Source organism: Psychrobacter sp. H25, from assembly GCF_059076335.1.
In genome coordinates, this window is sequence record NZ_JCACRV010000001.1 from 647,994 (window position 1) to 671,304 (window position 23,311).

Sequence of the window (23,311 nt, forward strand, 5' to 3'; positions counted from 1 at the left end):
ATCAATTATTCATGCGCTCTTCGACAACAGCAACAACACGGCGGTTGAGCTGGCGCCCAGCAGCTGTATCGTTAGTAGCTCGAGGCTGGAGTTCGCCATAACCGATAGCGTTTAAACGTTCAGGATCGATACCAAACTGAGTGATCAACACTTCTTTAACAGCATCTACGCGGCGTTGTGAAAGTGATTGATTGTAGCGCTCACTTGCCCGGCTATCGGTATGTCCCTCGATAGTAACCATAGTGTTTGGGTATTGAGCCATGAATTCTGCGACTTCAGATATCTTGGAGTAGTATTCGGGCTGTACAACAGATTTATCTGTTTCAAACAGCACTTCAAGTTCAATGGTTACTTTTTCAGCCAATACTGGTACTACGGGTAAAGCCTCAGGTATCGGCGCTATAACGGCTACCGGTACTGCGCAGTTAGGTACAACTCGGCTAATCTGATGAGTTTGATAACGCTTGGTTTCTAATAATGGTAATGCACTATCACTCGTTATTTGTTCCAGTGTACTTTTGCCAGAATTATCCATGTCAACATAGAAAAAGTATGTTTGCCCACCATCAAGCTTATAGTCTTTTTTATCTGCCAATAAATTATTGTCTTTAAAACCAGTAGCATGAGCACTTAACTGATTAATACCAACGCAAGAGTTAACGGCCGTGTAATTGCCAGGATGCAAACTCACCTGATATCTGTTATTGACAGAAATATTGGCACTGGTTTGTTCTAGGTCATCATCACTTTTACGAATAAACACCAGTCTCGTTTCATTAGCATTGACTTCTTTTGCTAGCACATCACGAAAATCCATGTCGACTTGATTATTCCACATGACATTATTCACTCTACGACTGTCACCCTCATTATCAATACCACTGTTACCTGTGACAGCACAGCCAGAAATACCAAGTAAAATAGTAGGTAAAACAATAGTAGCCATAGCTTTCTTTAGTACTTTTTCCATGATGATTTCCTGATTAATAAATTTTAGGTATATATTTAAGGCTTATTTTAACTTTAGTTACTGCACAAATCGTGCCATGTGCTTATATTATTGAAACCTATAAGTATATGCAAACTGCAAAATACTCGCGACTTATACTTATTATCTGACGTAAACGATATAAATAAAAGAAACTAGCCGACTATTATGTATTCTTATGGTAAGTCTAGCGCGATACTTTCAATACTATAAACCGATTCTTGTATATCTAAACCGATCCATATTGCCTGGTACCTGGCAATTAACGCTCTACTAAGATTCTAAAGCTAAAATGATACTATTCGAATCCAATGTACCGCCAAACTTCTATGAGCTATAGCCTGCTTATGGTTAGTGACTTTCTCAAACCCCAACGATAAAAGCCTCTACCCCATAACCTAAAAATATATTCAGCATTAATACTGAAATAATATTGATAATGAAAATGATTATCATTACAATAAGTGCTTAATACCCTTATTGGAACCCCCAATGCAATTGTCTCGCCTATACTCTGCTTTATCTCATATCAATACTGTAAAAAAAACACGCAACCCACAACCACCAAACGTGCGTTACTCATCTTACCTGTCTACATTAATATTGCTATTAAGCGCCAGTCATACAGCATGGGCACAGACAGATAATGATCCTCAGTCCGCCTCTCCAAGTGTGGTGCTTGATACCATCGTCGTCACCAGTAGCGCCGATGCGTCAGCGTCTGGATTGCCAAGCGCTTATGAAGGTGGACAAGTTGCAACTGGTAGCCGTGTTGGACTCTTGGGCAACCAAGACATTATGGATACCCCTTTCTCCACTACCTCATACACCAACGACTACATCACCAACCAGCAGGCTCAAAGCGTGGGCGACCTACTCAAAAAAGACCCAACTGTGCGTGTCGCTAGAGGTTATGGCAATTTCCAAGAAGCGTACTTTATGCGCGGCTTTGTGACGACCTCAGATGACACCATGTTCAATGGTCTATACGGTATTCTACCAAGACAATACATCGCAACTGAACTGTTCGAGCGCGTTGAGGTTCAACGCGGAGCATCAGCGATGTTAAATGGTGCTGCACCTAGTGGTAATAATGCGGGCGGTACTATCAACCTGTTACCTAAACGGGCTGACAATGAGCCTCTGCGCGAGATAACGGTTGGCTATGGTCAAGGTGATCAAGGTAAAGTCGCAATAGATGTCGGTAATCGCTTTGGTACGGGTGACGCCATTGGTGTGCGCTTCAATGCCGCCTATCAAGATGGTGATAGCGCTATCGATGATGAATCCTCAACTTTAGGACTAGCAGCGCTTGGTTTGGATTACAGAGCCGACAAGTACCGTTTATCTGCCGATCTTGGTTGGCAAGATAATAAGCTCAATGAGACGCGTACCAATGTCACGTTAGATGGTGTCACAGATGTGCCAAAAGCGCCAAAAGGTACGAAAAACTGGGCACAGCCTTGGACCTACTCTAACGAGGAAGACATCTTTGGTACTATTAGAGGTGAGTATGACTTTAATGACAGTATCACAGGCTACGGTGCCTATGGTATTCGAAGCAGTGACGAGTCCAACTCCTTAGCAAACCTCACCGTCACGGATGCCGACGGCACAGGCACGACTTATCGCTTCGATAATACTCGTGAAGATCTGGTGCAAAGTGCCCAGCTTGGACTACGGGGTAAGTGGCAAACAGGTCAAGTTGATCATAACTGGGTATTAGCCGCAGATCACTATGATCAAGACGTAAAAGGCGCTTATGGGTTTGACTTTAGCAATAAATTTGCGACCAACCTCTATGATCCTATCGATTATGCTAATAACGCGTGGTCAAGTGCTGCTATTTTTGGTGGAGATCTGGACAATCCCAAACGTACGTCTGAGACCGAGCTACAGAGCGTTGCGCTCGCTGACACGCTCTCATTTTTTGATGACAAGCTAAAGACTACGGTAGGCGTGCGTCATCAGAATATAAAAACGACAAGCTATGACTATAACACTCAATCTCAACTGTCTGCATATGATGAGAGTAAATGGTCCCCAAGCATAGGCATTGTCTATCAGCCGACGCTAGATTGGTCTATTTATAGCAACTATATTGAAAGCTTAGCCAAAGGGGCTACAGCACCATTGAATGATAGCGATGGTAATGCCTTGACTAATGCGGGGCAAAACTTAGACCCTTATGTCAGCAAACAGACTGAGATAGGCGTTAAATATGACAATGGCATGATTGGCAGCAGTCTAGCATTATTCAGTACTGATGAGCCGCGTGCCTATATCAATGACATCAGTACGTTTGTCGAAGCGGGTGAAAACCGTCACCAAGGTGCTGAGTTGACGGTCTTTGGTAGTCCAAGTGAAAACATGCGTCTCAATGCTGGTGTCAGCTACTTAAGTGCTAAGCAAAGAGACACGGGCAATGACGCGCTAGATGGCAACAGAGTCATCGGCATTCCTACGCTTCAAAGCAATGTCAACCTAGAGTATGATTTAGCCGCAGTTGAAGGGTTAACGTTAACAGGCGATATTATCCACACAGGGGCACGTTACGCAGATGCTGCCAATACTCTGAAAGTTGATGGTTATACGACCTTAGATTTAGGGGCCCGCTATCGCACGATGCTTGGCGGACAAGATGTCACCCTCAAAGGCATGGTCACCAATGTCACGGATGAAGATTATTGGCAATCAGTCGGTGGTCTGCCAGGTTATGGTTACTTAAATGCTGGCGAACCCACTGCATTAAAAGTATCCGCAACGTTCGATTTCTAGACATCATTGAGTTCCATAGAAGGGACTAGGCGCGACCTACTCCCTTTTCTGCTATCAAAAATTTATACTATTACTGAGTCATTATGTCTTCTCGTGCCAGCACTTCTTTGTATCATATGATTTGGGCACAGTATCGCTCGCCCTTTTTAAAAGTCATCTTACTCAACTTAATCAATGCTGCTGTTAGTGTCGGTATTATTGCTTATATCAATCACACCTTTATCAGCCAGCCTGTATTCAATACCTTATCGTGGGCAAGTTTAGGGCAGTTTGTATTACTGGTACTATTATTGTTGATGACCACCTTTGTATCGCAATATGCACTGACATGCTTGGGGCACAAATTCGTCTATGAGCTCAGAACCAAACTGGTCAAGCAAATCATCGATACCACAGTTCCTCAAATCGATCATCTGGGTAGCGCACGACTCCTCGCCAGTCTATCCGCAGATATTCAGTCCATTACCGTCGCTTTCGTGCGTATGCCGGAGTTGGTACAAGGCGTTATTTTGGCTGTTGGTGTTGGGTTTTATCTGGGCTGGCTTTCGCTACCACTATTACTGATCGTGATGTTTTGGATTGCAATGACGATTTGGATCAGCACTATTTTGGTCAAGCATGTGTATCATCATCTAAGAGCCATTAGAGAGATTAACGATGCGCTGTATCAAGACTATCAGTCAATCATCGATGGTCGTAAAGAGCTGGCACTCAACCATCACCGCGCCGAACAACTATACACGCATGACTTTTTAGAACACGCGGCAGCTTATAAAGAACGAGTGATCAAGTCTGACACTTATCATTTATCCGCTGTGAACTGGTCTAATATTATGATGTTTGCCGCGATTGGTGTGGTATTTTCGGTGGCCAATTACCTGGGTATCTCGATGGGTATCGCCACTACCTTTTCTTTGACCATCCTATTTATGCAGTCACCACTGCTCCATGCTGTCGGTGCCTATCCAACCCTACAAACAGCTCAAGTTGCCCTAGACAAAATACAATCACTAGCGTTAGCTGAGCACCAGCCTACATTTCAAACAAGTGGTACTAGCCAGCATTGGCAGACCATCTCGCTAACTGATGTAAACTATCGCTACCATGTTTCCAGTAACGGTACTGTGAGTAGCAGCGTTTTCAATGACAATAATAATAGCCATATCGATGATCAGACATTAACAGCCAAAGACGGCGCCCACTCTAATAATATCTTAAAAGATGTTAATCTGACGCTCAAACGAGGCGACGTGGTGTTCCTTATTGGGGCTAACGGAAGCGGGAAATCTACGCTTGCCAAGATTATTACGGGTATCTTTACCCCTACTACGGGCGCAGTGTATATCGATACACTGCGCGTTGAGCCGCACAACAATGCTGACTATAGACAGCTATACTCTGCTATCTTTAGCGATCAGCATCTATTTAAGCAACTGATTGGTCAGCAAGGACAGCAGCCTGATGAGTCTCTAGTAAGTGCGTGGCTGCATAAGTTGAACTTACAAGACAAAGTCAGTGTGACTGACAATCAATTGTCTACAGACAAGCTGTCACAAGGACAACGCAAACGCTTGGCTATGCTCATCGCGGTCGCTGAACAAAAAGATATCTTACTACTCGATGAGTGGGCGGCTGACCAAGATCCTGCGTTTCGCCGCGTGTTCTACCAGACACTGATACCTGAACTAAAAGCATTGGGTAAAACGCTGTTTATCATCAGCCACGATGATGGTTACTTTGAGCACGCTGATCGGTTACTGCTAATGAAAGAAGGTCGCCTCACTGAGCTCAATGCTGAAGAAAGACAACGCGCTAGTAAGGACGCCATTGCTATGTTGTCATAAAGACCATCTCGGTACAGAGCCAACTTAAACAATAGAAAAAAGCGGGGCGTCTCTTAACAAGATGCCCCGCTTTTTTAAATAAGAATAATTTTTTGAACCATTTATTTTAATAATCTGTGCAAAAACCCAACACGAGAAATCACTAAAAAGTCTAATAGCACAATCACCACAATCGCAATAATAGCGGTTGGGAATATGATAGCCACTATTAATAAAGGAATGGCGAGCGGCCACCACACTGTAAAGTGCTGCCCACGTGCTGGCGGGTTTAACCCACTGCTCTGACTAGCATGACGCGGGCGACGTTGCCACCACATGACATAACCGCTGACACAGATAGCGATTACTGCAAGGCAAAATAGCACATTGGCAAGTACACTCCACCATCCAAGCGTACCCATATGCAGCGCAATACCAGCCGCCATAAATTTACCAAAAGCATTATAATCATCGAAGCGTATATCCGCCAAGATATTGCCCGAATAGCGGTCGATATGTACCGTACGGTCTGCTGTTGGACTTTTCATATCATAGCTCATTGAATCTTGGCTAATGGTCCAGACGCCTCTACTGCCTTGTGGTAGGTTTAGTTGATAGCGCCCTACAAACCCCATCTCACGAGCGAACCGATCTACCGTATCTATCATAATAGGTATATTGGTAGCGATACCATTTTCACCCATAGTTGTGCCTGATGCTGGCATCGGCGTCAGTTCAAGGACCCAAGGCACTTCTTTAGTGCTTCCTGAGTTTAAGGCGCTACCATGTGTAGGTACGTCAGACGCGGCTGCACCATGTACATGTGGTGCTGCTGCAGATTCCTGCATGGTGCTATGTTGGCTATGATCAATAGATACTGGCACTGGTGCCACACCCCACTTACCCGCAGGGAACTGGCTCCATGCTTGCACGACTCTCTCGCCCCATACGCCTGCCCATGCCATTCCTGAAATACAAAAAAACAGCAGTAATATAGAGACCCAACTGCCGAGCGTGGCATGAATGGTACGCATAAAAGACCGTTTTTTCTTACTGGTTGCCGTATCGTTAGGTATTAACATCGCTTTGACGGACTTGCGTTTTTGCCACCAGAGGTACCAGCCAGACAATATCATCAATATAGTCAAGGACGCCGCGGTCTCTAGGAGGTAATCACCAACTTTTCCAATCAACAAATCACTGTGAATATCATTAAAGGTGCTATATAGCCCGCTATTAGACGGTGTACTTTGGACGATATCAGCCGTATAGGGATTGACCGCCACCATGTTGCTGTGTTCGTCTGATTTTATCTGAAACAAGGCGACCGTATCTGTATCGCGAGGCGCGATATACTTAACCAGTGTGCTATTGGGCAAAGTGCTCAGCGCGTTTTTGGCTTGGATAGAAACAGGTGCTTGGCTGGTCAACTCTGGTATAGCCACGGTGAGACGATCATCATCACGGCCTGCAGTGTTGGACATGAACAGCATACCAAGTGCAGTGATGGCCAAAACAATCAAAAAAGGCGCCGCGAATATCCCAGCATAAAAGTGCCAACGCCATACCGTAAAGTAGCGTTGGTTGTTCGTGGGTTTCGGCATAGGTTCGTTCATAAATATGGCCTTTAGCGCTTTTTAGTCACTGATAAACAAGAGCGCTCTATCAGTAGTTGCCCTTAACAATGCTTACTGGTTTACTTAAGCCCAAATAGACGCCTGCATCATACGAGAAAAGCCCTATAAACGCTATTACTTGTGGCAGTAATTATCGATAAGTTACGCCTTTTAGCGGATAGACGGTACCTACTAGCGTTGATGATGATAACTACTGGTCATGTACAGACTATAGACACAGCACCATCTCGCTTAATATCCCTCTACAACCTTTTTATTTGTAAATTTTAATGATAATGATTATCGTTAATGTTATTATTCCTTTTCTTCTATTTCTGGTACTCAATAACACCTTACAAGGAAACATGATGCGTTCTGTCTCAACGTCCAAATCCATTCGCCAAAAACGTTTAACCTTAGCCGTCCAACTGGGACTAGCAATGGGTCTGAGCCATTCAGCCTATGCTGAGAACCCCACAAACAGTATCGAAAACAATACGGCTAACAATACTGAAAATAACGTAATTGAGACAAGCGTAGAAAACTCTCTAGATACTAATAAAGTGGGCAATGACATAGCGCCATCGACTACCTTAGACGCTATTACCGTCTATTCAGATGGCTATCGCAGTACCGGTACCAAAACTGCATTGGACCCAGACGATGCGCCAATGAGCTATACCAGAATCGATCAAGACTTATTACAAAAACGACAAGCAGATAGCGTTAATGCGGCTCTACGTTATGAGCCAGGCGTGAGCACTGAAAGCCGTGGCACAGTATCGATATTTGATGAGTACAACATCCGCGGGTTCAAAACTTACTCTAATTTTTATGATGGACTGAGACTACCCTACGATGGCGCTTGGAACCTTATGCCGCAAGTCGACGTCTATGCGACAGAGGCAGTAGAAATTATCAAAGGACCAGCATCCTCGCTTTATGGCTACGCAGCACCTGGAGGTATGGTCAACCAAATAGCCAAGACACCCAAAAGCACACAAGAAAATGAAGTACAGCTGCGATTCGGTAATCAAAACCTAAAGGAAGTCGCCGTCGATAGCACAGGTCCCATCACAGACACGCTGAACTACCGACTAGTGGCGCTAAAACGTCAAAAAGACGGTCAAATGCAAACCACTGAAGAAGAGCGATTGCTGATTAACCCATCGCTTGAATGGCAAGCGACCGACGATGTCTCTGTACTTGCTAATTTGTTTTATCAAGATGATCCAGAGATGGTGCCCTCTACCCCATTACCTGCTATCGGTACGGTCTACAAAGCAAGCTATGGCAAATTGAACAGTGACGCCTATGCAGGTGATGAATGGAATAAATTTAGCAAAGAAGTCTTTATGCCAAGTGTCACCGTGAACTGGGATATCAATGATCAGTTGACCTTTAAACACATCACGCGCTATACCGATGCTGAGGCGCAGCAGCGCAATATGTACAATAGAGGGTTTGTAGAAGGTAGTGACACGATTCTCAATCGCGTCGCCTATACCACTGATGAGAACATGAATAACTGGACCACAGACAATCAACTGGCCTATACATTTGATACTGGCAACACCTCACATAACTTATTGTTTGGTGCTGAATATCAAGAGACAGACAGCAGCGCGATTTACTATGATGCTGGTGCAAATGGCACGCCAAATCTTGACTTGTCTAATCCAGACTTTTCACAAATAAATACGGCTACGCTACCGCTGGATACCTATCGTCAGACACAAGATATCGAACAAAGCCAGCTTGGATTCTATGTGCAAGACGAAATGAAGTGGCAAGATTTAACCGTTGTCGCTGGACTACGTCACGACAACTTTGAGAGTACGACTAAGCAAACTGACGCCTCTCAAGGTGCAGTTTATAATAACGAGACGTTTGGTAATGATGCATCAGAGACCAGCGGCCGTTTTGCTGCGATTTATGATTTTGACAATGGACTCTCCCCATTTGTCAGCTATTCAGAGTCGTTCCAGCCTGTGGTTGGTAGCAACTTTACTACCAATGAACCCTTTGACCCTAGCACTGCTGATCAGCTCGAAGCTGGGGTGAAGTACTTGTCTCCAGATCGTGCGACCAAAGGAACGTTAGCCGTATTCGATATCATACAGCAAAATGTCGTCGTCACCAATCCCGCTGACTATCGACAGAAAGTTCAAACGGGTGAGATTGAATCACAAGGGTTTGAGATATCAGGCAGTCGCATGCTTAATGACTGGGTAGACGTGGCTGCAAGCTACAGCTATACCGATGCTGAGATTACCGAAGATGAGTTCAATCCAGATGTGGTCGGCAACACTCCTGCCCAAACGGCGAAGCACAAAGCCACGCTATGGGCAGACTACTATGCGACAGACAAACTGACTCTAAATGCTGGCGTTCGCTATGAAGATGGCATGCAGATCGATAAGCAAAACTCAGACGAGCTCCCAAGCGTGACGTTGGTCGATATTGGTGGTAGTTATCAGATTAACCCTATGCTCGCGCTGGGTGCTAGTATCAATAATCTGTTTGACAAGACTTACGTCGGCGCTTGTTACGATACCGAGAACTGCTGGATGGGACCTGAACGCCAAATGTCCGTCAGTCTAAAAGCCAATTTTTAAACCTTATGAGCTCAGTTATCGTTAGAATGGTGTTTGGCAGTCGACCATTCTAGCGATGTGTTTTTAAGATAATATAGATTTTTAAGATAATAGAGTATCAAAGCAGTGCTCTTGCCTTATAAACTATCAAACGAACGTACATAATAGTTTGAGCACCAATGTTATACGCGAAAAGCTACACGCGCTAAAAGAAGGAAGATAATATATGGCAAAACCAACCCCTAGATTACTTGATGTTATTGGTAGCAGATACCTCACCCCAAACATGTGCCGTGTCACGCTTGGTGGCACAGGACTGACTGATTTTCCAGTGGATCAAGAAAGCGCTTATATCAAACTGATGTTTCCTCAAGGCGAGGATGCAAAGCCAGTGGTACGTACCTACACCGTCAGCGTTCAGCGCGATGATGAGATAGACGTTGATTTTGCCTTACATGAGGCTGCAGGCCCTGCATCGACGTGGGCACGCAACACTCAAGCTGGTGATCAAGTACTAGTAGGCGGACCCGGACCCAAAAAACTCATCAACAGTGACGCCGATTGGTTTTTGTTAGTCGGTGATATGACGGCGCTACCAGCAATCACGGTCAATCTGGCACAATTGCCTGCTGATGCACGTGGCTATGCGGTACTTGAGATCACCTCTGAAGCTGATAAGCAAGCACTCAAAAAACCAGATAACGTCGAGATTCATTGGGTAATTAACGCGCATCCAAATGCAGATAGCAGCCCTTTGTTTGACTCGGTCAAATCATTGACTTGGCTTAAGGGACAGCCTGCAGCTTGGGCGGCTTGCGAGTTCCATAGCATGCGCGCACTGCGCCAGTATTTTAAAATGGAGCGCGACATACCAAAGACGCATTTATATGTGTCTAGCTACTGGAAAGTCGACAGCACAGAGGATCAGCATAAAGTGGTGAAAAGTCAGGATGCCCAAACGGCAGAGCAATAAATACAGATTTTAAATTCAAAAAAGGCGTAGCTCATATGAGTCACGCCTTTTTTTATTAAACCTCACCTATCATGCCTCAATCACCTTCCCCCTCTTCCACCCGACTAATCGTCAGCCCCGTAAAACCAAATAGCAGCGTCAGTAGCAGTGACAAATAACAAAAGAACGCATACGGTAGATACTCTAATACTGGCACTCCTAATGCCTGACTGATAAACACCCCGCACACACTCCATGGTACCAGTGGATTAATCACCGTCCCTGCATCCTCAATCGTCCGCGACAAATTCTTAGGATGCAATTGCAGGCGCTCAAACGTCGAACGAAATGCTGTACCGGATAATAGAATACTTAAATACTGCTCACCAATCAGCACATTGATGCTGAGTGCCGACATCGCTGCTGCAAAGATCGCTCGTCCTGATGTCGTCAGTGTATTCTTAATACCAGACAGTAATGCTGGCAGAATACCCAGTGCCGTTAACAGACCGCCTAAACTCAGCGCCAATATCACAATCGCCTGTGTAAAGAACATACTCTGTACACCGCCACGCGACAGCATACCGCCCACCTCACCCAGCTCTAATGACTCAGCAGGCGCATAGCCTGCAAACAAATAACCACCCAATTGACCAAAGCTTGGTGAACTGTGGATATAAGTAATAATCAATGCTGCTGCAATCGTACAGATAATTGTATAAATCGCATTGACCCGAAACAGTGCCAATCCAACTAGTATGATAAACGGCTGTACCGAATACCCATGTACCAAACCACTGTCTATCAGCTGTCCTTGTAATATAGTCACTTGACTCAGATCAGCGCCGGTCGTCTGGTCTGAAAACATCCAAAACAATATCACTGTCAGTATCCATGCAGGGACTGTCGTATACATCATATTGCGAATGTGCTCAAACAGATCAATACCGACTACTGAGGACGCAATCGTACAAGTATCAGATAAGGGCGACATCTTATCACCGAAGAACGCCCCTGATACCACTGCCCCAGCCGCTATCGCCACATTGGCATCAAAGGCATTACTCATGCCGATAAATGCCACACCAAGCGTTGCAGCAGTCGTCAAACTACTGCCTAGAGCAATACCGATAATAGAGGTTAAGACAAAGGCAGAGATATAGTAGTACTCAGGTGAGATCAGCTCAAAGCCCACATACATGAGCGTTGGAATAGCCCCTGACATCATCAACGCTGCCACCATGAGACCGATAAAGAAGAACAGATAGATGGCACCGATACCGCGCATGACCCCTGAGGCCATTTGCGCTTGCATGTCGTCAAAGCTGAGACCTTTAGTCATACCGATAGCCAGTAGCACACAGATGGCAAGGATAAGAGACAGGTGTGGTACCCAGCCAAAGCCGATCATGGTGATGCCCATGATACCGATGACGATGGCGGAGATGATAAAGGCGAGCTTGGCACTGATCTCGGTAAGTGGTTTTGGTGGCATGACACATCCTTAAAATGCCAGTAGATACTGGCATTAGAGTGGGTTTGAATTTGGGAGTGTTAATTTTATAGCGTTAAAAAACGGGTTTGCTAGCGAATAACCGAATGGCTTATGCGTTACTTATCAAGTAGTTTATCGGTCTTAGCCGCCATGACGAAGTCATTACGATGCAACCCTTTGATGCTATGTGACCACCATGTGACGGTCGCTTTGCCCCACTCTACCAGTATGCCCGGATGATGCCCTTCTGCTTCAGCGATATCTGCCAGTTGATTGGCAAATGCCATCGCTGCGACGAAATTTTTAAATTTGTACTGACGCTGCAATTGCTGGATGCCATCTATCTCAATCAATGACCAATCAGGAATTTGTGTTAATAGCTCACGTGCCTCAGCATCGTCGACTTTCGGTGCGCCAATGCGGCAGGCTTCGCAGCTGCTTTGCGATAGTGCTGTCATAATAAAATCCTTTTAAGTTGTTTGTTTTTAATAGCTGTTTCTCTAATACTCGTATATCCATATTGAAATAGCTTTAGCGCTACTTCAATACTCCGTACTGAAATGACTGCATTGATGTTTATGTTTATATTTGAATTTTAACGAGTTTTTTCTGGATAAGTCGGCTGAAACAACCCAAGTGACATCGCCTGCTTGACCGTCCCCATGATGTCACTATCGACGATATCAAATAGCATGTCTAATTCGTCAATCACATAGTAAATCGGCTGTATTTGATCGATACGATAAGGCGTACGCAATACATCAAGCAAATCAAATGCACGGTGCTCAGGTTGGGGGCTAGGCTGCTGTTTGGATGTATCTTGTACCGTCTGATCAAGCGCATAGATTGTTTCAGAAGGTGAGCTTAAGATACCGCCGCCATAGATTCTACGGTCCTCAAGCTGACTACCGACCAACCCAAACTCGATAGTAAACCAATAGAGCCGTGCTAAAAACCATCTTTCTTCCTTGGTCGCACTCAGACCCAACTTACCATAGGTTTCGTTAAACGTCGCAAATGCTGGATGGGTCAATAGCGGACAATGGCCAACAATTTCATGAAAAATATCTGGCTCTTCGATATAGTCCATATCGCAGGGCCTGCGAATAAACGTCGCCACAGGAAAAGATTTATTGGCGAGCAGTTTAAAAAACTTACCAAAGCTAATCAATGCAGGCACCGCTGCGGTTTGCCAACCTGTGGTCGCTTGCAATACCTCATCGATGTCTTGCAGTTGCGGGATACGAGTCGCCGATAGATTCAATTTGGTCAAACCCTCTAGATACGCATTACATGCGCGGTTGGGGATTTGCTCAGCTTGACGCGTAAGCAACGCTTGCCACATTGAATTTTCATTATCACTATAATGAATATGACCGTTGGCATCTGGCTGATGTGAGATATAGGGCTGCTTTTTATCGGTCGCGTTATGATGAGCAGACGTATCACCGCCCTGCTGATTGGCCACAGAACTATTGACACCGATGGCTGTATTAGGAGAATCTATCTGTGAGAGGCGTTCCATGCCTGTGTTCCTTTTATCGCAGTGAGTACATTACCTTTATACTTACACTTGTCAGTAATGTACTTATTGAAGAGTGCTTATATCGGACAAGCCAAACTCCTTTTGCCTTGTCCGTTTGTTTTTTAAATTTTTTCTAGATGTAGCGTGGCCTACGGCGTTTCTGTTTCTGATTGATTGGTCTCTTGCTGACCGACCGTGCCACGACGCACTTGGTCACGCTCTATCGATTCAAACAACGCTTTGAAATTACCTTCACCGAACCCATCTGCATAGTCACCTTTACGCTGGATAAATTCAAAGAACACTGGGCTACCCAAGATAGTTTCGGAGAAAATCTGTAGCAGTAGACGCGGTGCGCCGCCCTCTGTCGTGCCGTCTAGCAAGATACCGCGCGTTTGTAGATCCGCGACGTTTTCACCGTGGTTTGGCAAGCGCTCACTAAGCATTTCATAATAAGAGGCAGTAGGTGCAGTCATAAGCGGAATACCAGCGGCTTTTAGCTTATCGATACTGGCAAACAAGTCATCACTAGCCAGCGCAATGTGCTGAATGCCTTCACCATTGAAATGCATCAAGTACTCTTCGATCTGTCCACCGCCCTGCTTGGCTTCTTCATTGAGTGGAATACGGATTTTGCCATCTGGCGCGGTCATGGCTTTACTGGCCAGTCCTGTATACTCACCCTTAATATCAAAATAGCGAATCTCACGGAAATTAAAGATACGCTCATAGAATTTTGCCCAGTACGCCATGCGTCCACGGTAGACATTATGTGTCAGATGATCGATGACTTTAAAACCATGTCCGACGGGCTTTCTGTCCACATCTGCAAAAAACTCAAAGTCAACATCATAGATAGACGCCCCCTCTTCATAACGGTCAATCAAATAGATTAATGAGCCGCCAATACCCTTAATCGCTGGTAGCCTGAGCTCCATTACGCCTGTTGGCACGTCTACGGGCTGCGCGCCCATCTCAATAGCACGCTCATAGGCTTTTTTGGCGTCTTTTACCCGAAATCCCATGCTGCAAGCGCCTGCGCCGTGCTCTTCAACGAAGTAACTGGCTTGGCTTTTTGGCTCACGGTTTAGGATAAGGTTGATGTCCCCTTGACGATATAACGCAACGTCTTTTGATCTGTGATTGGCCACATGAGAAAAGCCAAGCTGCTTAAACAATGCATCGACCGCATAAGGCTGCGGGGATGCAAACTCGACGAAATCAAACCCATTTAGTCCCATTGGGTTGTCAAATAAATCTGCCATTGCAATCATCCTTAATGTCAATTAGTAGTAAAGTCGATTAATGAGTAGTAAATAGTCAATCAATAATGAAAGTCGCTAAAACGGTTCGTAATGAATCTTTATTGTTGACGTTGTATTTATATTAGATTAGCTTTATTTATAAGACTAATTGTTTTTTATGATTTATTTATCAGGTTTACTTATGAATATTAGCATTCGCCAATTAAACGCCTTTATCAAAGTCGCTGACAATGGCAGTTTCACTCGTGCCAGCGAGCAGATGTATCTGACCCAGTCTGCTGTTAGTGGATTGATCAAAGAGCTAGAGACTGGCCTCGGTATTGTGTTATTTGACCGCACCACCCGCCAGCTGTCGTTGTCGGCGGTAGGACGACATCTGCTGCCACAAGCGCGGCGTATTTTGAATGAGATGCAGCTGTTCGAAAATGAAGCCAGCAGCTTGACCAGCTTGGCGCAAGGTCAGGTGCGCTTAGCGGTGTCACAGTTTGCTGCGTCCTCCTTACCTGCCGTCATCGCGCAATTTGCTAAGGAATATCCAAACATTGGGGTGTCACTACTGGATTGCTCAGCAGAGAATTTGCTCAAGCATGTTCAAGACATTGAGGTTGATTTGGGGGTTGGCACTGAGCTTAGTTTTATAGAGACTGAAGATGATATCGGTGCTGATCTGTTATACAAGCTGCCATTTTGCGTGGTTATGCCAGACAACCATGCATTGGCGCAAAAAACCGAAATCACTTGGCAGGATTTATTAGATATTCCGCTTATTACCCTACAAGGCCCCTTCCTTGAGCAAGTGACTGCCGAGCTGGATGATGCTATTGCCACTCATGTTCAACAAGCCCGCTACAAGGTGAACTTTATGTCCACCGCGCTTGAGATGACGCGCCAAGGGTTTGGCATTACCTTATGCCTCCCCTATATGCCCGAGGTCATCGATTGGGTCAGCGCCAACGGCTTGCAAATGCGCCCACTCACACAACCGGTAAAAATGCGTCAGTTTTTTATCTATCAGCGCGCCTCTAGAGCATTATCCCCTGCTACGATTGCCTTTAAGCAGTTTTTGCAAACGTACTTTGCCACCCACTACAACGACTTGCATCAGCCTGACACACTGGCGATTAAGTGATAAATCACGACTCAAACGCTTCTGCTAGATAGATGGACAGATGCGCAAAAAAGATATTTGGTGATTTATTTGGTTAATTATCAAAGATAGCGCACTCTCGTGTTGAGTTCATCGGCAATTTGCTCTATGATTTTCGGCTGCTTGGTTTATATTCTTATAAGGAAATGGCATGTTTGAACGTATCGATTATTACGCTGGTGATCCAATTTTGGGTCTGATGGAAAAATACTCAGCAGATAGCAATCCTAACAAGGTCAACTTAGGTATTGGCATCTATTATGATGAGAATGGCGTACTACCTGTGCTCGACTGTGTAAAAACAGCCGAAGCGCGTATTGCTGATCCTGTCTCTCCTCGTCCCTACTTACCAATGGCGGGTTTGCCTGGACACCGCAAAGGCTGTCAGGAATTATTGTTCGGTAAAGACGCCCAAATTTTAAAAGACGGTCTGGTCGCAACGATTGCCACTATCGGCGGTTCTGGCGCTCTAAAAGTAGGTGCCGAATTTATCAATCAATGGTTCCCGCAATCTAAATGCTATGTGAGCGATCCTACGTGGGGCAACCATATCGCTATTTTTGAAGGTTCTGACGTTGAAGTAGGCAAATACCCCTACTACGACAAAGCCAATAGCAGCATCAAATTTGATGAAATGATTGCGTTTTTTGAAACAATGAACAAAAACGATGTCGTCTTGCTGCACCCTTGCTGCCACAACCCAACGGGCTTGGATTTAACCCAAGCACAATGGGATACGGTACTTAATGTCATCAAAGCGCGTGAATTGATTCCATTCATGGATATCGCTTACCAAGGGTTTGGCGAAGATATGGACAGCGATGCTTACGCTATTCGTAAAGCCGTTGAAATGAAGCTGCCACTTTTTGTCAGCAACTCGTTCTCTAAGAATTTGTCGCTATATGGCGAGCGTGTTGGCGGTCTGTCAGTCGTCTGTCTCACCGTAGATGAAACCGAGCGCGTATTTGGTCAGCTAAATGCGATGGTACGTCGTATCTATTCGAGCCCGCCATCACATGGTGGTCGTGTGGTCGATATCGTCATGAACGATGAAGCCTTACATGAGCAATGGGTGAGCGAAGTCTATGCCATGCGCGATCGTATCAAAGCCATGCGTCTAAAACTAAAATCAGTCTTAGAAGCAAAAATTCCTAACCGTAACTTTGACTACATCACTCGTCAAAACGGTATGTTTAGCTTTACTGGTCTGACGCCTGAGCAGGTCGAGCGCTTGCAAAGCGAGTTTGGTATTTATATGGTATCTAACTCGCGTATGTGTGTGGCTGGCCTAAATACCAGCAACATCGACTATGTCGCCAACGCAATGGCAGACGTCCTAAAAGGCTAGCGTTATCAGAAAGCTATCGTAATAAATAATAAAAAAGCCGAGCAATTGCTCGGCTTTTTTGTGCTTACCTTTTGCCCTTCTAATCGAAGTGTTTGATCAACCAAGCAGAGTTAATGCTAAAAATAACACTCGTTTTACTTAGGCTATTTTTACAATAGCGTAATGACAGCCCCTCGTAGGATGAGTCATAAAGCACAATCCACAAAAAGCTTGCAATCAATATATCAATAAATTACATTATACGTAAGTAATTAACTATAACGTAATTCACTATATTTTTAGCAAGGAGCAAATCATGTCAACGATTGACAACAACCTCACCTCTTTTATAGATATAGCTGCTGACTCTGACTTTTCTATTCACAATCTACCTTATGGCATCTTTAGCGACACTCAAGATAGCACTCGTCGTGCAGGCGTTGCCATTGGTGAGCATGTGCTTGATTTGTCCGTACTAGAGACAGAAGGGTTATTGAGTTTACAAGGCGGCCCTTACTTTGACCAACCTACCTTAAACGCCTTTATTGACTCTGGCCCAGACAATTGGGCGCACGCACGCACGACTATTCAAACGCTACTGTCTAGCGACAATGCCACCTTGCGTGACGATGCCGAATTGCAAAAAAAGGTGCTGCTCAAGCAAGCAGACGTCACCATGCATCTGCCCGTTCAAGTACCAGGATTTACTGACTTTTATTCGTCTAAAGAGCACGCCACCAATGTCGGTACTATGTTTCGCGACCCAAACAATGCCCTACTCCCCAACTGGACCGAAATGCCAGTCGGTTACAACGGGCGCGCCAGTACTGTCATCGTTAGCGGCATGGATATCGTGCGTCCATCAGGTCAGTTAAAGCCAAACCCTGATGAGCGTCCTGTTTTTTCTGCCTGTAAGCGCTTAGATTTTGAGTTAGAAACGGCGTTTATCGTGGGCAAAGGCAATCGTATCGGTCAACCAATCGCTGTCGATGAGGCAGCTAGTCATATCTTTGGCATGGTACTACTCAATGACTGGTCTGCTCGAGATATTCAAAAGTGGGAATATGTACCGCTAGGACCATTCAATGCCAAAACGTTTGCCTCCCAAGTCTCCCCTTGGATTGTCACTATGGAGGCATTGGCGCCGTTTAGTACCGCGTGCCCAGTCCAAGAACCTAAGCCACTTGCTTATCTAAACGAAAAAGACAGCGATAGCAGTTTTGATATCACTCTATCCGTTGAGCTACTGCCTGAAAATGTAAAAACGGCTACGGTCATTTGCGAGACCAATTTCAAATATATGTACTGGTCAATGGCACAGCAGTTGACGCACCACACTATAACGGGCTGCAAAGTAGAAGTCGGCGATATGATGGGTTCAGGCACTATTTCAGGGCCAACGCCTGATTCTTATGGCTCGATGCTAGAGATTGCATGGAATGCTACCAAGCCCGTCACACTTGAAGGTGGGGCAACCCGTAGCTTCATCGAAGATGGTGACACAGTCATTATGAAGGGCTATAGCGAAAAAGACGGCATTCGTGTTGGGTTTGGTGAAGTACGCGGCACCGTGCTGCCTGCGCTTAACTTTGACTTTAACAAATAGCAGTTGATGAATAGTAACTGAGAAGAGTATTCATCGAATGACACTGATATAGAAATAGTAAAAAGGCGTGTAAAAGCTCATGTAGGCTGATAGGAAGAGAAGCGCATTCACTTAATCATAGTTATGTGAATCAAGCCAAATGAGTGACACGCCCTATCAAAAGGAGTTTGATATGAGCTTTCAAATTGAGAAAATCCATCATGTGGCTTATCGCTGCAAAGATGCCAAAGAAACGGTCGAGTGGTACCAAAAAAACCTCAACATGGATTTCATCTTGGCATTCGCAGAAGATCATGTGCCGTCAACCAAAGCCTTTGACCCTTATATGCATGTCTTTTTGAATGCTGGTAATGGCAACGTATTGGCGTTTTTTGAAGTACCTAACCAACCAGAAATGGGCTTTGATCCCAATACTCCAGACTGGGTACAGCACCTAGCGCTAAAGGTAAAAGACCGTGATGAGCTAATGGTTGCCAAAGAACATCTCGAGGCTGCAGGTATTGACGTCATTGGCGTAACCAATCACGGTATCTTTCACTCCATCTATTTCTTTGACCCAAATGGCCATCGTTTAGAGCTGACCTATGATGATCCGACCTCAGAAGATAAGGTCTCGATGATTACAGATGCCATCAAACAAGACATGTTAGATGAGTGGTCACGTACTAAACGCGCGCCAGCACATACGCAGTTTTTACACAGTGATGAGCTGGCCGAAGCACGCGACGTTGCACCCGTTGGTGAGTAGCACGCTATACTGTAGTGTTCTCAAAGCACTTTAGTATAGTGGCTACGCAATTTGATAGCGCTGTGCAATTGTCAATATCTGCTCAACCACATTGCTTTGCGTGCTTATCGGCAACTGCTCTGTGGTACCGATAATAGTAATGGCATACTCTATAGGTAGGTTGTCACTAGGCATCTTACTCTCAGTCGCGGACTGACTCTTAGTATGACTGGCAATCGTCGGCAGGATCACAGGAATGGTAATGGCGTTAATACCCATGAGCATATCACCCGTAACGGTCGCATAGCCCTGAGTACGTATCTTGGTTTGTAGATGGGTAAAGCGCTGCCATTTCTCTAGGCTATCGGCTGAGTTTTCATCCGCTTGCCATTCAGCCATGACCAGCGGCTGGATCACACTCTGAGGTTGATAGCTGGCAAACAGTTGCCCTGTGGCTGATGTCGTCAAGGGCATCCGTGAGCCGATACGCGTAATGATACTAATGGGACTATCAGGCTCAACGGACTGAATAATAATTGGGCCTTCGCTAAACCATTTAGCAATTTGTACACCGCAGTTTAGGGTGTCTTTGATTTCATTGGCGACCTGTGTGAGACGTGCCAAGATATTGTTTTGGCTCAGTCCAGTGTATCCCAATGCAGCCAATGCCTGCACTCTATCACCGAGCCCATAACGCCCATCCTCAAGCTTACACGCGTAGTTTTTGCGGATGAGACTGACCAAGTAACGATGCGATTTTGCTGGATGCATGTTCATGGTTTCAGCGATGTCTTTTAGCATCATAGGCTCATTGTGATCAATGAGCACATCAAGTATCGATAGCCCAATCTCAAGCGACTGCACCCCGCTCTGGTTTTTACTGATGCCTAGGTTATCTAAAGCGTTTTTGGCTGCTGGCATGATGGGCTCAATTATGTTTATTTGATTATATGCGTGATGGTTGTTTGCTGATGGACTACTTAGCCAACCAACAATGAGAGATAAGTTTCATCTACATAGAGTTTTTGTATGACCATTCTATAGTAGTCATTTTTTACAGTACATACTCGTCACGCACTCATTTGATATACCAATAACCTATCACAATAAGGACATAAATCATGATGACACTTTATGGCTATTTTCGTAGTGGCACCGCTTATCGTACTCGTATCGCCCTGAATCTAAAGGGTTTGGATTACGAGAATATCGCCATCAATCTAGCTCAAGATGAGCAATTAGAAGCAGCCTTTAAAGCTATTAACCCTCAAGGATTGGTGCCTGTCCTGCAAGCTGATGACTTACTATTATACCAAAGTCCAGCTATCTTGGAGTGGTTAGAGGACGTCTATCCTGAGCACGCGTTATTGCCTAATGACACTACTGGGCGTATGCACGTGCGGGCGCTTAGTGCGATGATTGGCTGCGATATTCATCCGATCAATAACCGCCGCATTTTACAGTATTTACGTAATGAGTTATCAGTAGATGAGGAAAAGGTGATTGCGTGGTGTAATCGCTGGATTACTGAAGGATTTACCGCTTTAGAGACACGCTTAGCAGCAGATAAAAATCGCGGAAACTACTGCTACGGTGATAGACCGACTCTCGCAGACTGCTATTTGATTCCACAGGTTTCCTCTGCCCGACGTTTTAAGGTAGACCTCACTGCGTATCCCAACATTGTGGCTATTGATACGCATTGCCAAACCATACAAGCCTTTATGGATGCCGCTCCTATGATGCAACCTGACGCACCAAAAAATTAAGAGATATCAAAAAGTTAAAACGGATAAAATCGTAGACACAATACAGCAAACAAGTGTATAGTTAAAACCAACTTAATAAGGACATTATTTCGTTAACTGGTAATTGCAAGTGAGACTCAATATCAACTGCCCCATCACTTAAAGCTTTTCTACAAGGATCCGTATGAAATATACTACCAAAGCGCTAATAGCCGCGATGACATTATGTATGAGTGCAAGCGCCTTTGCCTCCAGTCACCGCGAAGCCCCTTCCATCACCAAGACCCCAAAAGTCGACGCGTCTGACTTTTATATGTTCAATAGCTATGAGAATAATCGATCGGACTACGTGACGATTATTGCCAACTACCTGCCTCTACAAGATGCGTATGGCGGGCCCAACTACTTTGCTCTAGATCCAGATGCCCTTTATGAAATTCATATCGACAATAACGGCGATGCGGTCGAAGACATTACCTTTCAGTTTGATTTCACGCAAAACCTAAACAGTATTGAACTTGATACGGATAACGATCCATCAACAGCAAATGTCGCTATTCCTTTATCTAATGCGGGTGATGCTTCAAACTCTGCCAATGTACAAACCAGTGAAAGTTATAATGTCACGATGGTCAAAGGCGATCGCCGTAGTGGCTCGCGCACCTCACTAGGCAATTTTGATAAACCATTCGATTATATCGGTACTAAGTCTTTTAAAGAGATAGACTACCCTACATACGCGCGAAGTTTTATTAAACCATTAAACCTAGGTAGCTGTGGTACAGGTAAAGTATTCGTCGGTCAGCGCGCTGAAGGTTTTGCTATTGATTTAGGTAAAGTATTTGACTTAGTAAATCTAAACCCGTTAGACACGCGTACTTCCGGAACAAACATACTGGCGGACAAAAACGTCACCTCTATTGCGATGGAAGTACCCAAATCTTGTCTCGTCAATAGCACCGGTAACGACCCTGTGATTGGCGCTTGGACGACGGCTAGTGTCCGTCAAGCGACCCTAGTCAATCCATCTCCTGAATCTGGTATTAGCACAACTGCCAAAAAAGGCGGCGCCTGGACGCAAGTTTCCAGATTGGGTATGCCGCTCGTCAACGAAGTGGTCATTGGTCTAAAAGACAAAGACAAGTTTAATGCCTCAGAGCCAAAAGATGATGTAGATAATTTTGCCCCTTATGTATTTTATCCAACGCTGCCAAAATTGATTGAAATTTTGTATGGCGATGTCGGTGCAGTAGCGCCAACGAACTTCCCACGTCAGGATTTAGTCACGGCATTTTTGACGGGTATACCTACTGTCAACAAGCCTGCTAATGACAATCAAGTACCTGCAGATATGCTACGCTTGAATACCAATATCGCAGCTGTGGCGGCTGACAATCAAAATGACTTAGGCTTACTCAGTATTATTGATGCTCAAACCGATGGTCTCCCCAATGCTGGTGCAGATACTGCCGGATTCCCGAACGGTCGACGCCCTGGTGATGATGTCACTGATATTGCCTTGCGAGTATCGATGGGCGCACTCTGCCATTCTGGTTTAGATGCCAAGGTTATTCCCTGCGCCCCTACTGATGCCAAAGCTGGCAAAGGTCTGTTCACAGATGGCGCACTCAAAACTGCTAAAGGGTTTGATTCAGTCTTTCCATATCTGAAAACCCCAACCCCAGGTGCCCGAAGCTCTACCACAGATGACCAATAA

Annotated in this window: 17 protein-coding genes; 10 read left to right on the forward strand and 7 right to left on the reverse strand. The window is 45.0% G+C overall.

Annotation, left to right across the window (positions count from 1 at the left end):
* Position 1 precedes the first annotated feature (1 nt).
* Entirely contained in the window at positions 2-970 is a 969-nt protein-coding gene (locus AC5JPO_RS02565; protein ID WP_493853211.1) for an OmpA family protein, read from the reverse strand.
* 510 nt (positions 971-1,480) lie between these two features.
* Between AC5JPO_RS02565 and AC5JPO_RS02570 the strand changes: the two genes are divergently transcribed.
* Both AC5JPO_RS02570 and AC5JPO_RS02575 read left to right on the forward strand, forming a co-directional pair.
* Complete coding sequence (locus AC5JPO_RS02570; RefSeq protein WP_493853212.1) at positions 1,481-3,766, forward strand: TonB-dependent receptor; 2,286 nt, start codon at positions 1,481-1,483, stop codon at positions 3,764-3,766.
* Between the two features lie 83 nt (positions 3,767-3,849).
* A complete protein-coding gene (locus tag AC5JPO_RS02575; RefSeq protein ID WP_493853213.1) occupies positions 3,850-5,610 on the forward strand; it encodes a multidrug ABC transporter permease/ATP-binding protein in 1,761 nt (586 codons plus the stop codon).
* Between the two features lie 101 nt (positions 5,611-5,711).
* Here AC5JPO_RS02575 and AC5JPO_RS02580 read toward each other — a convergent pair whose 3' ends face one another.
* Positions 5,712-7,205, reverse strand: coding sequence for a PepSY-associated TM helix domain-containing protein (locus AC5JPO_RS02580; RefSeq protein ID WP_493851783.1), 1,494 nt, complete (start codon positions 7,203-7,205; stop codon positions 5,712-5,714).
* Positions 7,206-7,573: 368 nt separating this feature from the next.
* Between AC5JPO_RS02580 and AC5JPO_RS02585 the strand changes: the two genes are divergently transcribed.
* Together AC5JPO_RS02585 and AC5JPO_RS02590 are read left to right on the forward strand one after the other, a co-directional pair.
* Positions 7,574-9,823 (forward strand): TonB-dependent siderophore receptor, encoded by a 2,250-nt coding sequence (locus tag AC5JPO_RS02585; protein WP_493853214.1) that lies wholly within the window; start codon positions 7,574-7,576, stop codon positions 9,821-9,823.
* A 205-nt stretch (positions 9,824-10,028) separates the two neighbouring features.
* Positions 10,029-10,775, forward strand: a complete 747-nt coding sequence (locus tag AC5JPO_RS02590; RefSeq protein ID WP_493851781.1) for a siderophore-interacting protein — start codon at positions 10,029-10,031, stop codon at positions 10,773-10,775.
* 76 nt (positions 10,776-10,851) lie between these two features.
* Here AC5JPO_RS02590 and AC5JPO_RS02595 read toward each other — a convergent pair whose 3' ends face one another.
* The 4 genes from AC5JPO_RS02595 to hppD form a co-directional block, all read right to left on the reverse strand.
* On the reverse strand, positions 10,852-12,249 hold the full coding sequence (locus AC5JPO_RS02595) for a Na+/H+ antiporter NhaC family protein (RefSeq protein WP_493851780.1): 1,398 nt from the start codon (positions 12,247-12,249) through the stop codon (positions 10,852-10,854).
* 116 nt (positions 12,250-12,365) lie between these two features.
* On the reverse strand, positions 12,366-12,707 hold the full coding sequence (locus AC5JPO_RS02600; RefSeq protein WP_443524006.1) for a 4a-hydroxytetrahydrobiopterin dehydratase: 342 nt from the start codon (positions 12,705-12,707) through the stop codon (positions 12,366-12,368).
* Positions 12,708-12,844: 137 nt separating this feature from the next.
* Positions 12,845-13,774 carry a phenylalanine 4-monooxygenase gene (gene phhA, locus AC5JPO_RS02605; protein ID WP_493851779.1) on the reverse strand — a complete coding sequence of 310 codons (930 nt, stop codon included), beginning with the start codon at positions 13,772-13,774 and terminating at the stop codon, positions 12,845-12,847.
* 149 nt (positions 13,775-13,923) lie between these two features.
* The gene (gene hppD, locus AC5JPO_RS02610; RefSeq protein WP_493843242.1) at positions 13,924-15,039 is read right to left on the reverse strand and encodes a 4-hydroxyphenylpyruvate dioxygenase; all 1,116 of its coding nucleotides are present in this window, start codon (positions 15,037-15,039) and stop codon (positions 13,924-13,926) included.
* Positions 15,040-15,220: 181 nt separating this feature from the next.
* Between hppD and AC5JPO_RS02615 the strand changes: the two genes are divergently transcribed.
* From AC5JPO_RS02615 to AC5JPO_RS02630, 4 genes are all read left to right on the forward strand, one after another.
* Positions 15,221-16,168: a LysR family transcriptional regulator gene (locus AC5JPO_RS02615; RefSeq protein WP_493853215.1), complete on the forward strand. Its 948-nt coding sequence runs from the start codon at positions 15,221-15,223 to the stop codon at positions 16,166-16,168.
* A gap of 169 nt (positions 16,169-16,337) precedes the next feature.
* Complete coding sequence (locus tag AC5JPO_RS02620) at positions 16,338-17,534, forward strand: amino acid aminotransferase (protein WP_493851776.1); 1,197 nt, start codon at positions 16,338-16,340, stop codon at positions 17,532-17,534.
* 295 nt (positions 17,535-17,829) lie between these two features.
* Positions 17,830-19,119 carry a fumarylacetoacetase gene (gene fahA, locus AC5JPO_RS02625; RefSeq protein ID WP_493851775.1) on the forward strand — a complete coding sequence of 430 codons (1,290 nt, stop codon included), beginning with the start codon at positions 17,830-17,832 and terminating at the stop codon, positions 19,117-19,119.
* A gap of 172 nt (positions 19,120-19,291) precedes the next feature.
* Positions 19,292-19,867, forward strand: a complete 576-nt coding sequence (locus AC5JPO_RS02630; protein ID WP_493851774.1) for a VOC family protein — start codon at positions 19,292-19,294, stop codon at positions 19,865-19,867.
* A 42-nt stretch (positions 19,868-19,909) separates the two neighbouring features.
* Here the strand turns inward: AC5JPO_RS02630 and AC5JPO_RS02635 are convergent, their stop codons facing one another.
* Positions 19,910-20,767, reverse strand: coding sequence for an IclR family transcriptional regulator (locus AC5JPO_RS02635; RefSeq protein WP_493851773.1), 858 nt, complete (start codon positions 20,765-20,767; stop codon positions 19,910-19,912).
* Between the two features lie 203 nt (positions 20,768-20,970).
* On the opposite strand from AC5JPO_RS02635, the gene maiA reads away from it, so the two are divergent.
* Entirely contained in the window at positions 20,971-21,615 is a 645-nt protein-coding gene (gene maiA / locus AC5JPO_RS02640) for a maleylacetoacetate isomerase (protein WP_493852710.1), read from the forward strand.
* A 163-nt stretch (positions 21,616-21,778) separates the two neighbouring features.
* Entirely contained in the window at positions 21,779-23,311 is a 1,533-nt protein-coding gene (locus AC5JPO_RS02645) for a DUF4331 domain-containing protein (protein WP_493851772.1), read from the forward strand.

Bases quoted from the DNA above. Each gene is read 5' to 3' on its own strand.
- fahA (WP_493851775.1), top strand. From the start codon at position 17,830: ATGTCAACGATTGACAACAACCTCACCTCTTTTATAGATATAGCTGCT.
- phhA (WP_493851779.1), bottom strand. From the start codon at position 13,774: ATGGAACGCCTCTCACAGATAGATTCTCCTAATACAGCCATCGGTGTC.
- AC5JPO_RS02585 (WP_493853214.1), top strand. From the start codon at position 7,574: ATGCGTTCTGTCTCAACGTCCAAATCCATTCGCCAAAAACGTTTAACC.
- AC5JPO_RS02570 (WP_493853212.1), top strand. From the start codon at position 1,481: ATGCAATTGTCTCGCCTATACTCTGCTTTATCTCATATCAATACTGTA.
- maiA (WP_493852710.1), top strand. From the start codon at position 20,971: ATGACACTTTATGGCTATTTTCGTAGTGGCACCGCTTATCGTACTCGT.
- AC5JPO_RS02590 (WP_493851781.1), top strand. From the start codon at position 10,029: ATGGCAAAACCAACCCCTAGATTACTTGATGTTATTGGTAGCAGATAC.
- AC5JPO_RS02580 (WP_493851783.1), bottom strand. From the start codon at position 7,205: ATGAACGAACCTATGCCGAAACCCACGAACAACCAACGCTACTTTACG.
- AC5JPO_RS02615 (WP_493853215.1), top strand. From the start codon at position 15,221: ATGAATATTAGCATTCGCCAATTAAACGCCTTTATCAAAGTCGCTGAC.
- AC5JPO_RS02630 (WP_493851774.1), top strand. From the start codon at position 19,292: ATGAGCTTTCAAATTGAGAAAATCCATCATGTGGCTTATCGCTGCAAA.
- AC5JPO_RS02620 (WP_493851776.1), top strand. From the start codon at position 16,338: ATGTTTGAACGTATCGATTATTACGCTGGTGATCCAATTTTGGGTCTG.
- AC5JPO_RS02595 (WP_493851780.1), bottom strand. From the start codon at position 12,249: ATGCCACCAAAACCACTTACCGAGATCAGTGCCAAGCTCGCCTTTATC.
- AC5JPO_RS02565 (WP_493853211.1), bottom strand. From the start codon at position 970: ATGGAAAAAGTACTAAAGAAAGCTATGGCTACTATTGTTTTACCTACT.
- AC5JPO_RS02635 (WP_493851773.1), bottom strand. From the start codon at position 20,767: ATGCCAGCAGCCAAAAACGCTTTAGATAACCTAGGCATCAGTAAAAAC.
- AC5JPO_RS02645 (WP_493851772.1), top strand. From the start codon at position 21,779: ATGAAATATACTACCAAAGCGCTAATAGCCGCGATGACATTATGTATG.
- AC5JPO_RS02600 (WP_443524006.1), bottom strand. From the start codon at position 12,707: ATGACAGCACTATCGCAAAGCAGCTGCGAAGCCTGCCGCATTGGCGCA.
- hppD (WP_493843242.1), bottom strand. From the start codon at position 15,039: ATGGCAGATTTATTTGACAACCCAATGGGACTAAATGGGTTTGATTTC.
- AC5JPO_RS02575 (WP_493853213.1), top strand. From the start codon at position 3,850: ATGTCTTCTCGTGCCAGCACTTCTTTGTATCATATGATTTGGGCACAG.